Here is a 14,236-nt window from a genome sequence, read left to right as displayed (position 1 = left end):
CGCTGCGGTGTCCACCTGTGTCATGGGCCGAAGATAGACGTCCCCACTGACACCAGGGGGTGACCTGAGTCACGGGAACCGCCCCGAACCCCCGGACAGATAAGGGGACATGGAGAGACCACTGCGGGTCCGCATCCGGGACGGCGACGAGGATGCCTTCGCCGACCTGTTCGACAGATACGCACGTTCCGTCTACAACCACGCGTTCCGGCTGACGGGGAACTGGTCCATGGCCGAGGACGTGGTCTCGCTGACGTTCCTCGAAGCCTGGAGGCTGCGGGGCCGGGTGAACGCCGAAGGCGGATCGTTGCGGCCCTGGTTACTGGGGGTCGCGACGAACATGGTGCGCAACACCAGGCGGGCAGCGGCCCGGCACGCAGCCGCGATGTCACGTCTGCCCCCGGGCCCCCAGGGCGGCGCGGTCGGGGACTTCGCCGACGAGGTGGCGAGCCGTATCGACGACAAGGAGTTGCTGGCCGCCGTCCGGCTGGCCCTGGACACCCTGCGGCGCAACGAGCGCGAGGTGCTGGCGCTGTGCGTGTGGGAGGGGCTCGACTACGCGGCGGCCGGCGAGGCGCTCGGTATTCCCACGGGGACGGTCCGCTCACGGCTGTCCAGGGCCCGGCGGAAGCTCGCGGCGGCCGCCGAACGGCGGGAACCGCTGCGCGGCACCGGACAGATGAAAGAGGGCCGCACGAACGCGGCCCTGCCCATTCAGGAGGGAAACCGATGACGCACGACACCTCGTCGCTCCCCGAGAGGGACCTCCCCCCGGGCCGTCACCGCCAGCTCAAGGAGCATGTGATGCGCGAGATCAGGCAGGCCCAGGCCGAGGACCGGAAGACGACCCGTGGCAGGAGGTGGTCGCGGCCGGTCGTCGTGGGACCCGTGATCGCGGCCGCGCTGGCCCTCGCCGTGATCACGGGAGTCACGGTGACCGGAACGGACGGCGGCTCCGGTTCCGGCTCCAGCACCCCGGCGGGCAAGGACGGCAAGGCGACCTACGCCTTCGCCCCCATGATCAACGCCGACACCAAGGGCGGTGCGGCGGCGTTGCTCGACCGCGTCGCGACGGTCGCGGCGCAGTCACCTGCGGACGACGTCCGTGACGACCAGTTCGTCTACATCCGAAGCCTGGTCGCCTACGCGACGATGTCGGACGACGTCGGCGCCGAGCTCGAACCCCTCCACGAGCGTGAGGTCTGGAGGTCCGTGGACGGCACCCGCCCGGGACTGACCCGCGAGCCGGGCGACGAGTTCAGTGACGGGAGGGAGCTGGAACCCGCCCCGGCGCCCGGTGAGCCCGGCTACGAGACGAGCACCCACTACCGGCGCCTCCAGACACTGCCGACGGACGCGGACGCGATGCTGAAGTGGCTGCGCTCCCAGGGGGACGAGAGCGGCGAGGAGCGCAACCTCGACCAGGACGCGTTCGTCCTCGTAGGCGACCTCCTCCACGAGTCACTGATGCCGCCGGACGTCAGCGCCGCGTTCTTCCGCGCCGCGGCGAAGATCCCCGGTGTGGTCGTGGTGCCCGACGCGGTCAACGCTGAGGGCCGTCACGGTGTCGCGGTGGCACGCTACGACTCGTACAACCCGGGGGTCCGCGATGAGCTGATCTTCGACAAGAAGACCCTCGAACTCATCGGCGTGCGCAATGTGGCGACCAAGGCGATCGGCAAGATCGAGGCGGGACAGGTGCTGGGGACCACAGCAGTCCTCCAGCGTGCGGTCGTGGACGCGAAGGGGAAGCGCCCGTAGCCGAGCGGGCTTCGTGACGACCTGGTGGCGGTGGCGGCGGGTGCGCGTTCCCGCCGCAACCGGCCGGGACTCGGACTGTCACGGCCACCTTGTTCCGGTCGCCCGGGCGCTCGGCCCGGTGAGTCTCCGCACCGAGTCACCTCGCTGACGGCAGCGGATCGCCTGGGCGTCGGTCGGCGGGGGACCTGGCAAAAGCAAGGGCCAGGCCGGGTCCTGCCTCGTAGACTCGATCACCTGGCAGCTTGTACCAGTGGGGTGGGAACAGCGTGGACGACCGGCTTCGGGATCTGGCCAAAGCATCTCCGAACTTCGGAGTGCTCTACCAACACCAGCCACTCCTAGCCCTGTACGGCGCCCAGGCCGAACTCAACGTCTTCAGCAATCCGAACGCCGCCCAGGTCCAGGCCGGCCAGTTCGGCGAGGTCCTGGCCGAGGACCTCGTCACCCGTACCGGCATCCGCGTCGCGGGTACGCGGCAGATCGACCGGCTGCGCGCCCTCTCGGACATCCGCGCGCTGTCCCCGGCCGTACGCGATGCCTTCGACCAGCTGCGACGTGAGCGCAACGAGGCCGCCCACGCCCACCTCTTCGACACCACCCGCGCCCTGGAGGCCGTACGCCTCTGTTACGAGCTCGGAGTGTTCTACCACCGCGCCCTCACCGGAAAGCGCACGGTCACCGCCTTCGTACCGCCGGCCATGCCCGTACTCACGGACCCGGCCGAGGTGGCCGAGCTGCGGCAGGCGCTTGACGGCCACCGCGATGCACTGGCCCAGTCGAGAGTCAAGCTGAGCGAGTCCACAGACCGTCTCGAAGCCGAGCGCAGGGCCCGTGCCGAGGCCGAAGCCCTGATGGTCAGCGCCCAGCAGGCCAAGGCAGCGCTGGCCGCCCGCCTCGTCGACATGGAAGCGGAGATCGTCAGCCTCCGGACGACGCAGCACGCTCAGTACGAGACCGACCGCAAGCAGCCGCGTCGGGTGAACGCCGCCGCCCGCGAGGCCATCGTGCACCGCGCCCAGCGCCCGGCCCCGCTCAACGAGGTCCAGGCCCGGCAGAAGATCGACGTCATGCTCGACGAGGCCGGCTGGCTCGTCCAGGACCGTGCCGGCCTGAACCCGCTCGCCGGGCGGGGCGTCGCCGTGAGGGAGTTCACTCTCGCGACCGGGCGCGCCGACTACGTGCTGTACGTCGACGGGAAGATCGTCGGTGTCATCGAGGCCAAGCGAGAAGGCGACCACCTCTCCGGAGCCCTTGCCCAGAACGAGCGCTACGCCAAGGGCGTCCTGAAGGAGCACGCCCTCGCCGTGTGGCGGGAGTCGGAGCCCTTCGCCTTCCGTTACGCCACCACGGGGACCGAGACCTACTTCGTCAACCGCCTCGACCCCGAGGCACGCTCCCGCGAAGTCTTCTCCTTCCACCGTCCCGAGACCGTCGCCGCGTGGATGGAGCGAGCCGAGGACCGCCGCGCCCCCACCTTCCGGGCCGGTCTGCGCCGCATGCCGAAGCTGGAGCCGTACGGTCTGCGTCTCGCGCAGATCGACGCGATCAGCGGCCTGGAGCAGTCCCTCGCCCAGGACCGCCCCCGCGCACTGATCCACATGGCGACGGGGGCGGGCAAGACCTTCACCGCAGTCACGGAGACCTACCGCCTGCTGCGTCACGCGGGTGCCCGCCGCGTCCTCTTCCTCGTCGACCGCAACAACCTCGGCCGCCAGGCCTTGTCGGAGTTCCGCAACTACACCACCCCGGACGACGGCCGGAAGTTCGCCGAGCTCTACAACGTCGACCGCCTCGGTGCGGCCGGCCTCCAGGACACCTCGTCCGTCGTCATCTGCACGATCCAGAAGATGTACGCCCTGCTCAAGGGCGAGCAGCTCACGGACGACGACGCCCGCGACGACGCGGCGGACGCGAAGCGGCAGTCGACCGACACGGCCCTCGCCGGTAACACGGACGGGTCCGGCACGGTCCTCGCCGACAACACGGCGGACGACCCCGAGATGAACTACGCCACCGACCTCCCCATCGAGGTCGAGTACCAGCCTGACGTGCCTCCGGAGTCCTTCGACCTGATCGTCGTGGACGAGTGCCACCGGTCGATCTACGGCCTGTGGCGGGGTGTGCTCGACTACTTCGACGCCCACCTCGTCGGCCTCACCGCGACCCCCACCGCACAGACCCGGGGATTCTTCGACCAGAACACCGTCTCCGAGTACACGTATGAGCAGGCCGTCGCCGACGGGGTCAACGTCGACTTCGACGTCGTCCGCGTCAACACGGACCTGCGCGAACAGGGCGGCGCGAAGATCGAGGCCGGGACCACGGTCCGCATCAAGGACCGCAAGACCCGGGCCCAGCGGTATGTGGAGCTCGACGACGACCTCACCTACACCACCGGCCAGATCGGCCGCTCGGTGATCACCGTCGATGAGATCCGCGCGGTGCTGACCACGTACAAGAACAACTGGCAGCGCTGGTTCCCCGGACGGAAGGATCTCCCGAAGACCCTCGTCTTCGCGGTCGGTGAGGACCATGCCGAGGATGTGCTGAAGCAGGTCAAGGAGGTCTTCGGGCGCGGCGACAGCTTCGCGAAGAAGATCACGTACAAGAGCCGCCAGAACGGCGACAACCCCGACGAGCTGATCAACGACCTCCGGAACTCACCCCAACTGCGGGTCGCCGTCACGGTCGACATGATCGCCACAGGCACGGACGTTCGGGCCCTGGAGTGCGTGATCTTCCTGCGGTCGGTGCGCAGTGCCGTGCTCTTCGAGCAGATGAAGGGGCGCGGCGCCCGCACCATCGATGCCACCGAGCTGCGCGAGGTCACTCCGGACGCGGACGACGACGTGACGAAGGACAGATTCGTCCTCATCGACGCGGCCGGGGTCACCACCTCTCCGCTGGTGGATGCCCGGCCCATGATCCCGGCCACCGGCAAGCAGGTCTCGCTGGCCAAGCTGCTCGACAAGGCGGGCTCCCGGTCGATCAGCGCGGAGGAGGCAGAAATCCTCCAGCGGCGCCTGTCGCGGCTGAACCAGCAGCTCAAGCCGGAGGAGCGCGACCTCCTGACGCACACGGCCGGCGGCACGACGCTCGCCACGATCGCCCGAGACATCGTCGACGCGGTGGACGTCGACGCCCAGGACGAGGCACGGCGCCAGGGCGGGAAGGGTGCGGCCCGCAAGCTGGTCGAGGACGCCGTGGCCGTCCTCACCGGCAACCCGGAGCTGCGGCGCCAGATCCTGGAGATCCGCCGTGACAAGGACCTGACGTACGACGAGACGACCTCCGTCACGGTGACGGAGGTGGAAGAGATCCCGCGCGAGAAGCGCGCCCGCGAGAACCTGGACGAGTGGGGCGACCTGCTGAAGAAGCAGCGCGACCGCAACGCGGCCATCCGGATCGCCCTGGGCAGCGGAAACCCGGTCTCCCCGGCCGAAGCCCGCGCGGCGCTCAAGGAACTGGCGGCGACGATCCGGGCCTCCAGGCGCTCCTGGACGCCCAATGTTCTCTGGGGCTTCCACGAGGACCTGAACCAGGCAGTGGCCCGCCCGGGCCGCGAGGCCGGCATCCCGGACCTGATAAGCCTGATCCGTTACGAACTGGGCGCGGACAGTGAGCTCCGTCCGTACCGTACGGTGGTCCAGGAGCGTTTCGAGGGCTGGCTTCTGCGGCAGCAGCAGGCGGGCGTCGAGTTCACGGACGACCAGCGGTGGTGGCTGGAGAAGATCCGGGATGTCGTCGCCAGCGACGTCGGCATAGAGCCCGCAGAACTTGCCCGAGAGCCGTTCACGGAGCGCGGCAAGGGGCGGGGCTTCATGATGGCGTTCGGCGGGAAAGAGCCGGCGCTGGATCTGTTGACTGAGCTGAATCGGGAACTGGCTTGAGCGAGAAGGAACTTCCGGCGGGGTGGGCGGTCGCCACTTTGGGGCAAGTGGCCGACTGGGGAAGTGGGGGAACTCCTAAAGCTGGGACGCCAGAGTATTACGGCGGAGGTATTCCTTGGGCTGTCATCGGAGACCTTACGGATGGCCCTATAAGTGAGACAGCTGCGACGATTACTGATGCTGGGCTGGCGAACAGTTCAGCCAAGTGGGTACCTGAAGGCGCAGTCTTGATTGCGATGTATGGGTCGATCGGGAAGCTCGGAATCACAAAGCATCGCGTCACGACGAATCAGGCGATTGCTTTTGCTGTCGCAGAGGATCGCCTGATGGACCCCCTGTACCTGTTTTGGTACCTACGCTCACAGAGGGCAGAACTGCTGCGAGCGGGCAAAGGGGGAACGCAACAGAACATCAGCCAGACGGTTCTCAAGGCATGGCCCGTACCGGTGCCGCCGCTGGCGGAGCAGCACCGCATCGTGGAGGCCCTCGAAGGCCACCTGGCGCGCCTGGATGCAGCAGATCTTGGTTTGAGGAAATCCCTGGTGAGAGCTTCCTCTATGAGGCAATCCTTCGTCGGTCGATCATTGCGGGGGGAAGGTGTCCCTCTTTTGCTCGCAGAAGGAACGGCTGAAGATCTCTGCCGGCGTCCACAGTCTGCCCGTGATGCTGGCCCCTGGGTTCTCCCTTCCGGCTGGCTGTGGGCTTCCGTTGGTGAGCTCTTTGACGTCTTTGTTGGCTCGACGCCGAGTCGGAAGAATCCTGAGTTCTGGTCTGGATCTGTTCCTTGGGTGTCCAGTGGGGAAGTCAAATTCAATCGAATCTCCAGCACGCGCGAATCTATCACCGAGAGTGCAGTGGGGAATCAGAAGTCTCGAATCCATCCCCCCGGGACAGTGATGATGGCGATGATTGGAGAAGGGAGGACGCGGGGGCAGGTTGCGATTCTCGATATTGAAGCTGCGCATAATCAGAACTGTGTATCAATTCGAGTCTCTGACACGAGAATCCTTCCCGAATATGTCTATCTTGCGCTTGAGCAGCAGTATCAGGAGTCGCGCAGGGTGAGTTCGGGTGGGAATCAACCTGCGCTTAACAAGGGTAAGGTGAAGGCGATGCAAATCCCTCTGCCGCCGCTGGCTACGCAGCGTGAAATTGTGGCGGTCGAGAGGGATTTCAGTGAGGCGGCCTCCCGATTGCGAGCAGCCCTGCACAGGTCGTTGGCTCGGTCGGCTCACCTGAGGAGGGCTCTTCTCCATCGCGCCTTCACTGGCACCCTCGTCCCCCAGGATCCCACCGATGAGCCCGCTTTCGCGCTCCTCGCCCGTATCCAGGCGGATCGTGCCGCCCAGCCCAACGCGAAGCGCATTCGCCCCGCCCCCGTGTCCGGGAAGGTGAAAGCCCCAATGGCTTCCGCAGGGCCGGTATCGGCACCAGCCCCCACCCCCGCACCCGCTCACTCCGTACAGCAGGAGTTCGACCTGTGACCGCGACCGCCTCCACCCCCGACCAGGCCACTGGCGGCACCGCCTCCGTCGAAGACAACATCGTGCTCGCCCCGCAGGCTGCCGCCCAGACGAACGCCCTGGTGGCGAAGCTCTGGAACTACTGCAACGTCCTTCGTGACAACGGCCTCTCCACCATCGAGTACGTCGAGCAGCTCTCGTACCTCCTCTTCCTGAAGATGGTCGACGAGATCAACGACGACCCCTTCTCGGACGCGGACGCAGCCGAGATCGTGCCGAAGGCGTACGACTGGAAGTCCCTCGTCGGCAAGAAGGGCAAGGCGCTCGAACTCCACTACCGCAACGTGCTCGACGCCCTCGGTACGCGCCCCGGCACCACCCTCGGCACCATCTTCACCAAGGCGCAGAACCGCATCACCGAGCCCGCCCTGCTCGAAAAGCTCGTCGTCGATCTCATCGGCAAGCAGGACTGGACGGTCGGCGACGCGGACCTCAAGGGCGACGCCTATGAAGGGCTGCTTGCCAAGGGCGCCGAGGACACCAAGACCGGCGCCGGCCAGTACTTCACGCCGCGCCCCCTGATCGACGCGATCGTCGAGGTGATGCGTCCCCGTCCCGAGGACACCATCACCGACCCCGCCTGCGGAACCGGCGGTTTCCTCATCGCCGCGCACACCTACATCCGCAAGCACCACATGCAGGACCTCACCCGGGAAGAGCGTCTCGCACTTGGCGAGGGCAAGATCTGGGGCAACGAACTCGTCCCCGGTACCGCCCGCCTCGCCGCGATGAACCTGCTGCTTCACGGCATCGGCAGCAGCGAGGGCAAGAGCCTGATCGACGTCGGCGACGCGCTCGCCACGAAGCCGGGCTCCAAGCACGCCTCTCTCGTCCTCGCCAACCCGCCCTTCGGTAAGAAGTCGGCGATCACCATCATCGGCTCGGAAGGCAAGGCGGAGAGGGAGGACATCTCCTACGACCGTGATGACTTCCGCGCCACCACCACCAACAAGCAGCTCAACTTCCTCCAGCACATCATGTCGCTGACGGCGATCGACGGCCGGGCCGCGGTGGTCCTCCCCGACAACGTCCTCTTCGAGGGCGGCGCAGGCGAGAAGATCCGCCGGCGCCTGCTGGACGAGTTCGACCTGCACACGATCCTGCGCCTGCCTACCGGCATCTTCTACGCGGGCGGCGTGAAGGCCAACGTCCTCTTCTTCGACAAGAAGACCCCGCGTGCGGACGGCAAGCCGCACACCACCAAGGTCTGGGTCTACGACCTCCGCACCGCCAAGCACTTCACCCTCAAGCAGCGCCCGCTGACCCGCGCCGACCTGGAAGAGTTCGTTCAGGCATACGGGGAGAAGCCTGCCGACCGGGTGGACACCTCCGCCGAGGAAGGCGGCCGTTTCAAGGCGTACACGTACGACGAGCTGGTCGCCCGCGACAAGGTGAACCTCGACCTCACCTGGATGAAGGACCCGGCGCTCGAAGACGCCGACAGTCTGCTTCCGCCCGAGGTGATCGCCGCCGAGATCGTCCAGGACCTCCAGGCAGCGCTCAGCGAGTTCGCTGCGATCGCCGAGGCGTTGGGTGGCGAGGTCCCGGCCGACGCGGAACTGGAATAGCCGCCCCTCCCATACCGGACGGAACCGTCAGCCATGTACGTCTCCCGCGTGATCGTCAGCAACATCAAACCGTTTTATGGTCCGCGCACCGTGGATCTCAGACTCACTCGCCCGGACGGCTCGCACGCCGGATGGACCGTGCTCGCCGGACGCAACAGCTCGGGAAAGACGACGCTGCTTCGTGCGCTTGCCCTAGCCCTGAGCGGGCCGCTGGCGGCACGCGGATTGGTGCAGGGGTTCGAGAACTGGTTGTCGAGCGGCGAGGCCGTCGGCGTAGCGCACGCGAAGATCGTCAGAGATCCGGCTTTCGACAAGTTCACCGCGTCCGGGCGAACCAAGGCCAATGTCTGGGCGGGCTTGCGGTGGACAGCCCCGGCCGATGGTGTGGGCGGTCGCAAGAGTGCTCAGCCGGCGCTTGAAGAGATCAGGGAGAACCCCAACACCACGAGCGCCACCCCCGCCCAGCGCGGCCCCTGGGCCGACAATCCGGTGGGCTGGTTCTGTGCCGCCTATGGGCCGTTCCGTCGTATGGCCGGGGGCTCGGGCGAGGTGCAGCGGCTGATGCTGGCCTCGGGCCCCGTGGCGCGGCAGGCGAGCCTGTTCCACGAGGACGCCTCCCTGGCCGAGGGCGTCGCCTGGCTGATCGAGCAGCACCTACGCGCACTCGAAGGCCGAGAAGGTGCCGCCGGACTCAAGAGGGCGGCTCTCTCCGTCCTGGGGGATGGACTGCTCCCTGACGGCTACCGGGTGGAGGGAGTCGACTCCGAGGGCCTGTGGGTCACGCGCGACGGTCACCGGTTCCCGCTGCGGGAGATGAGCGACGGTTTTCGTACGGTGGCCGCGCTGGTGGTAGACCTGTTGAAGCAGATCCACGACTCCTTCGGTGACGAGGCGTTCAGTGCGGACGAGGACCGGCCTTCACTCCGCGTCCCTGGTGTCGTGATCATCGACGAGATCGACGCGCACCTCCACGTTTCCTGGCAGCGCCGCATTGGCCCCTGGCTTACCTCACACTTCCCTAACATCCAGTTCATCGTCACAACTCACAGCCCGTATATCTGCCAGGCCGCCGACCCAGGCGGGCTGATCCGTCTGCCCGGCTCGGCGGAGGACGCGGGGCCCGAGGTCGTATCGGAGGACCTGTACGAGAGGGTCGTCTACGGCAGCGGAGACGACGCGGTGCTCTCTGAGCTCTTCGGGCTGGACACTCCGTACTCCGAGCAGGCTGAACAAGTCCGCGCCGAGTTCATGGCGCTGGAGTCGAGGGTGTATGAGGGGAACGTGGAGCCGGAGACAGCCGAGCGATACAAGGAACTGAAGGGTGTGCTTTCCAGTTCCCCTGCAGCGCGTGTCCACGAGATGTCCGCCCACCTCCACCGCATCGCCGAAGAGATCGAGGATGGCGAGAGGAACGGGACGGAGTGATCCGCCTGGAACGAGCCGCCCTGCCCGTGGACACGGCGGCGCAGCTGAAGGTGTACACGCGGGAAGTGGAGCAGACTGCCGAGGTGGACCGGAAGGGCACGGCGGCACGCCTGTGGTCGCACTCCACCGTGCGACGGCGCGTCCGCGACGGCCTTCTCGCCGTCCTCGCGGACATGGCCCCCGGCCATCAGCGCTGTATGTACTGCGGTGACAGCCAGGGCACGGACATCGACCACTTCGAGCCGAAGAGCCTCGCTCCGGTGCGCACCTTCGAGTGGCTCAACCACTTGCTTGCCTGCGCGTACTGCAACAGCAACCAGAAGCGGAGCAGATTCCCGCGTGCCGAGGACGGCAGCCCGCTGTTACTCGATCCCACGCTTGAGGACCCTCTTGCCCACCTTCGGCTGGTCCTGCCGCTGTGCACGTACAAGGCGCTTACGCCTCAGGGTGCGGCGTGCATAGATGTGTTCGGACTCAACTCACGTGGTGTCCTTGTCGATGGGCGCCGAACGGCTTACGGCACCGCCAAGCAGTCCGTCGAGCTGTGGCGCATCGCCACGGACCGGGGACAGCACGACAAGGCGGCCGAAGTCGTCCGAGTCGCGTGGAATCGGCCTCTCGCCGACGTGCTGGTCGGGATGTTTCACCAGTCGGACCACCCGGCCGCCGCCCTGCTCTTCGACGGCGAGGAAGAGACCCTAGACCTGCTGCGTGACCCGGCTCTGCGCGAGGCATTCCTTTCGCGGGCCTGAGCACAGCGGGCCGGCCGGTGCCCTCGGTCAGGGGGCCTTCATCAGGTTGCGGAGGCTGCCGACGAGCGCGTGTACGTCCCGTTCTACGGGCGCCTCGGCGGACGAGGCCTGTGCGGTGGCCGGGGAGGGTGCCCGGCAGGGGCGGCAGAGGCCGTCAGGGAGGGCTTCCGGCGGTCCGGGTACGCCGCATTCGGTGCACTCCATCATGATGCGGTGAACGCGTGCCTCGTGGGCGGCCGTCGAAGTCGCATCAGGGAGGGGCGGCGGGATCTTGTCGGTGAGCCGACGGCGTACGAAGGCGACCGGTGAGCCGACCTGGGCGGGAAGACCGGCGGTGAGGGCGTGGGCGAGGTAGTCCGTGTTCACACCGCGTCCCAGCCATGCGGCGGCCAGCCCTTCGAGTACTGCGCAGTCGGCGGCGGACAGGGCCAGCCGGGGGTCGGTGCGGCCGAGTTGGGCGAGGGCGAGGTAGGCGGGCGAGTGGCCGCCTGGGCTCTCCGCAGGGGCTGTTTGCTGCGCGGGTACGGGACGCGGGGGCGATGCGGGGGAGGGCTGCGAAGGCTCTACCTGTTCGTATTCATCCGGCCGGGCCACCGAAGCGGCTTGATGGCCGACGGTGCCGGTTCGGGTGAAGATGTCCCACCACTCGCTGTCGTGCGCGGTACGGGACCAGAAAGTACGGGTGACCCACCGGCTCTGACCGCCTTCGCCGACGACCCGGCACCGTACGCGCCGCAGGTGACCGGCCACGCCCAGGGCACGCAGTGCGCTGCCGACCGCCATCTGGCCGTACAGGGGCAGTGACTTGGCCAGCGACTTGACGTCCACGGCCCCGCCCTCGGGCAGCCGGTCGACGTACCCGGCGACGTACCGCTCCCGCTCCGGCAGCAGCGCGAAGTCATCGGCGCGGGGCGGCTGTTGTTCGGGTGTGGTGCGCTTGCCGTAGCCGGGGTGAGCCTTGGCGTACGGACGCGAAGCTGCGGGCGCAGGCGAGGCGGGACTAAGGTTCTTGGTAGCCACGAGATCGGTTCCTTCGATCCTGGGGTGAGACCCCGGCCGGTGCGTCAACACCGCGTCGGGGTCGATTCGTTGAGGGCACCGTAAGCAGTCATGACGCCACGCTGCAAGTTGGTCACATTTAGTCATACTTGCTGGCCGTGACAGGTACGGGAGGTCGGGGTGGTTTTTCCAACCCCTTCTTTCCCTCCCGGAGACAAGCACCGCTCGAACCTCGGGGCTCGTGTCCCGGCCCCTGAATCCCGAAGCTCAAGCGTCGGGCCCGGACCCGTCCTCGTACCCACGAAAGAGTGGGCTGCCTTGTTCCGGGCCTTGACTCCCAAGCTTCGGGACCCGAGCTCCGAGAGCACTCAGGCGTCGAACTGACCGTCCACGACGGCGGCGACGAAGGTGGTCCAGCGGGGGGCGGAGAAGGTGATGACGGGCCCGTGTGGAGCCTTGCTGTCGCGCACGGGGATGTCGGGGTGGCCTGCGGCGACTTCCAGGCACTCGCCTTGGTTGGCACCGCTGTAGCTTGACTTGTACCAGCCGGTGAAGCTGTGCTCAGCACCGTGCATGTTTGTGTTCCTCCGCTATGGCCCTGACCAGTGCTACTGAGTCCAGATGCGAGGCCGCATCACCCAGGGCGAGAGCGTAGTCCGTGTGACAGGCCTCAACCAGTGCCGGATCGTCGAGCAGGTTGCCCGTGTACAGACCTTCCACGTAGGCAACTGGAGCTGTGTCGGCGAAGTTGAGCAGATAGAGCATTCCTTCGAGCAGCGCGTGTGCCCCGGCATCAAAGGTCAGCACATGCAGGCGGAGACGCCCGCGTTCAGCCATGTCTGCGATCGTGTGCAGTTGTTCGGCCATCACCTGAGGCCCACCGACGCGTCGTCTGAGCGCTGCCTCGTCGAGCAACGTCCATGCGACGGGTCCTTGGGGCGTCCGCAGCAGCTTGCTTCGCTCCGAACGGATCGTCACGGCGGCGTCAAGGTCCTCGTCAGTGAAGTTCGTGCGTGCTGACTGGAACACTGCGCGAGCGTAAGCGCTGGTCTGAAGCAACCCCGGGACGAGTTGGGCCCCGTACTGCCGGATCTCTGAAGCTTCGCGCTCCAGCTCCACCACTGCTGCGAAGTAGTCGGCGTACTTGGAATCCAGATCCTCCAGCACCTGACAAAGAAGCCGTCAGACTTCGGCGCCATGTCGATCCGCTGCGCATCATCCGGTTTCGGTAGCCGTCGACCCGCCTCGTAGTGGCTGATGAGGGTGGGTGAACAGACGACCTGTTCGCCCAGTGCCTCTTGCGTCAGCCCCGCCGCCAACCGCCGCAGTTTTAGTTCCTCCCCGTACTTCTCCCGTGGCGTGCGCGCATTCTGGTCCATTGCCACCGACTCCTCTTCCAAACGGGCCGGCTGTCAAGCCCGAACCCCTCAGCGAGTCTCTGCGGGAGGTTCTCCAGGTCGCTGAGTGTCGAGGTGCGCGGCCGGACCTGAACAGCCTCGATCCAGACAGTAAAGGGCCCGCAAGGCGAGATCCGGACATCGGTAATCAGTGATCCCGCAAGCCGCTTGACGTGCTCCCGGACCGTCGCCAAGGCTGTTCACGCAGGGCAGTGCACATGTGACAGTACGGGGGCTCCACCCATGGCCATTCCGAGGCCGGACACCAGCCAGTTCGAGGCGTTCACCACCAACATCGCCTACGCCCGCAAGATGGTGGACGCCGGGCGGAATCTGGCGCCCTTCAAGCCTGCGGCCATCGATGTGGGCGACTTCTACCGGGCTGCCTGGGTGCAGTCTGTGGCCGCGATCGACCACTGGTTCCACGAGGAGCTGTTCCGGCGCGTCGCTGATCTGGCGGCCAAGGACGGCACCGACATGCCACTGCAACTCCAGAACTACGAAATCCCCCTGCGTCAGGTCGAGGCCGTGCAGCGAGGGGATGTCACCTTGGCGGAGGCGGTTGTCGAGCACGTCAAGGAGAGGTGGGGCAGCGCCTCACTGCAGAACCCGCGCAAGATCTCCGAAGTCCTGAAGCTGGTCACCGACAAGAACATCTGGCAGGGCGCGGCCACCCAGATCAACACGTGGCAGGGCAACCGCACCGCCTACACGGAGAAGACGCTGAAGGCCCAGTACGTCACCATCACGGACCGGCGCAACAAGATCGCCCATGACGCCGACCTGGTGGACGGGGACCTCAAGCAGCGGCGCCCCATCAACGAGCACGATGTCACGGATGCGATCAACTGGATCGACCGCATCGCTCTGGCAGTCGCCCACGTGCTTGACGCCTGAGGCGGCCCGAGCCGACGCTGACCT

10 protein-coding genes and 1 pseudogene are annotated in these 14,236 nt (G+C 67.0%); 8 read left to right on the top strand and 3 right to left on the bottom strand.

The features are described from left to right. Window positions 1-109: 109 nt before the first annotated feature. From ACFYQ5_RS08565 to ACFYQ5_RS08535, 7 genes are all read left to right on the top strand, one after another. Window positions 110-733 (top strand): RNA polymerase sigma factor, encoded by a 624-nt coding sequence (locus ACFYQ5_RS08565; protein WP_389194962.1) that lies wholly within the window; start codon window positions 110-112, stop codon window positions 731-733. Further along, entirely contained in the window at window positions 730-1,761 is a 1,032-nt protein-coding gene (locus tag ACFYQ5_RS08560) for a CU044_5270 family protein (RefSeq protein ID WP_389194959.1), read from the top strand. The genes ACFYQ5_RS08565 and ACFYQ5_RS08560 overlap by 4 nt, the downstream gene beginning before the upstream one ends. Window positions 1,762-2,027: 266 nt before the next feature. Next, window positions 2,028-5,651, top strand: coding sequence for a DEAD/DEAH box helicase family protein (locus tag ACFYQ5_RS08555; RefSeq protein WP_389194957.1), 3,624 nt, complete (start codon window positions 2,028-2,030; stop codon window positions 5,649-5,651). After that, window positions 5,648-7,135, top strand: a complete 1,488-nt coding sequence (locus ACFYQ5_RS08550) for a restriction endonuclease subunit S (protein ID WP_389194954.1) — start codon at window positions 5,648-5,650, stop codon at window positions 7,133-7,135. The genes ACFYQ5_RS08555 and ACFYQ5_RS08550 overlap by 4 nt, the downstream gene beginning before the upstream one ends. Window positions 7,136-7,194: 59 nt before the next feature. After that, entirely contained in the window at window positions 7,195-8,742 is a 1,548-nt protein-coding gene (locus ACFYQ5_RS08545) for an N-6 DNA methylase (RefSeq protein WP_389195382.1), read from the top strand. Between the two features lie 33 nt (window positions 8,743-8,775). After that, complete coding sequence (locus ACFYQ5_RS08540) at window positions 8,776-10,167, top strand: AAA family ATPase (RefSeq protein WP_389194951.1); 1,392 nt, start codon at window positions 8,776-8,778, stop codon at window positions 10,165-10,167. After that, the gene (locus tag ACFYQ5_RS08535) at window positions 10,164-10,919 is read left to right on the top strand and encodes an HNH endonuclease (RefSeq protein ID WP_389194948.1); all 756 of its coding nucleotides are present in this window, start codon (window positions 10,164-10,166) and stop codon (window positions 10,917-10,919) included. The genes ACFYQ5_RS08540 and ACFYQ5_RS08535 overlap by 4 nt, the downstream gene beginning before the upstream one ends. Before the next feature lie 27 nt (window positions 10,920-10,946). On the opposite strand, the gene ACFYQ5_RS08530 is transcribed toward ACFYQ5_RS08535, so the two are convergent. The 3 genes and pseudogenes from ACFYQ5_RS08530 to ACFYQ5_RS08520 form a co-directional block, all read right to left on the bottom strand. Beyond that, window positions 10,947-11,939 carry a MarR family transcriptional regulator gene (locus tag ACFYQ5_RS08530; RefSeq protein WP_389194946.1) on the bottom strand — a complete coding sequence of 331 codons (993 nt, stop codon included), beginning with the start codon at window positions 11,937-11,939 and terminating at the stop codon, window positions 10,947-10,949. 347 nt (window positions 11,940-12,286) lie between these two features. Next, window positions 12,287-12,493, bottom strand: coding sequence for a DUF397 domain-containing protein (locus ACFYQ5_RS08525; RefSeq protein WP_389194943.1), 207 nt, complete (start codon window positions 12,491-12,493; stop codon window positions 12,287-12,289). Continuing rightward, window positions 12,480-13,297: pseudogene (locus ACFYQ5_RS08520) on the bottom strand (Scr1 family TA system antitoxin-like transcriptional regulator). Before ACFYQ5_RS08520 ends, ACFYQ5_RS08525 begins: the two are co-directional and overlap by 14 nt. A 261-nt stretch (window positions 13,298-13,558) precedes the next feature. On the opposite strand from ACFYQ5_RS08520, the gene ACFYQ5_RS08515 reads away from it, so the two are divergent. Beyond that, window positions 13,559-14,212, top strand: a complete 654-nt coding sequence (locus tag ACFYQ5_RS08515) for a hypothetical protein (protein ID WP_389194941.1) — start codon at window positions 13,559-13,561, stop codon at window positions 14,210-14,212. Window positions 14,213-14,236 lie beyond the last annotated feature (24 nt).

Origin of the sequence: Streptomyces sp. NPDC005794 (assembly GCF_042871445.1) — a bacterium.
Classification (GTDB): Bacteria; Actinomycetota; Actinomycetes; order Streptomycetales; family Streptomycetaceae; genus Streptomyces.
Note: the sequence above shows the minus strand (reverse complement) of the source record. Positions and strands in the feature narration are given on the sequence as shown.

Bases quoted from the DNA above. Each gene is read 5' to 3' on its own strand.
- ACFYQ5_RS08565 (WP_389194962.1), top strand. From the start codon at position 110: ATGGAGAGACCACTGCGGGTCCGCATCCGGGACGGCGACGAGGATGCC.
- ACFYQ5_RS08560 (WP_389194959.1), top strand. From the start codon at position 730: ATGACGCACGACACCTCGTCGCTCCCCGAGAGGGACCTCCCCCCGGGC.
- ACFYQ5_RS08540 (WP_389194951.1), top strand. From the start codon at position 8,776: ATGTACGTCTCCCGCGTGATCGTCAGCAACATCAAACCGTTTTATGGT.
- ACFYQ5_RS08525 (WP_389194943.1), bottom strand. From the start codon at position 12,493: ATGCACGGTGCTGAGCACAGCTTCACCGGCTGGTACAAGTCAAGCTAC.
- ACFYQ5_RS08515 (WP_389194941.1), top strand. From the start codon at position 13,559: ATGGCCATTCCGAGGCCGGACACCAGCCAGTTCGAGGCGTTCACCACC.